The 223-nt window shown below is 68.2% G+C and carries 1 pseudogene; it reads left to right on the top strand.

Going from position 1 to position 223, the window contains the following annotated elements:
* Positions 1-223: pseudogene (locus tag E4K09_RS26805) on the top strand (dihydroxy-acid dehydratase domain-containing protein); the annotation flags it as partial.

Here is a 223-nt window from a genome sequence, read left to right on the forward strand (position 1 = left end):
CCCGCATGAGCGGGACCAGCTACGGCGCCTGCATCCTTCACGTCTCACCGGAGGCGCATGTGGGCGGACCGCTCGCCCTCGTGCGTACGGACGACATCATCACCGTGGACAGTCCCGCACGCCGCATCACCCTCGAAGTCTCCGACGAGGAACTCGAGATGAGGCGCGCCTTGCTGCCCCCGCCCAAGCCGCGCTTCGAGCGCGGCTACGGCTGGATGTTCAC

It is taken from the genome of Microvirga pakistanensis, assembly GCF_004458765.1.
Lineage (GTDB): Bacteria > Pseudomonadota > Alphaproteobacteria > Rhizobiales > Beijerinckiaceae > Microvirga > Microvirga pakistanensis.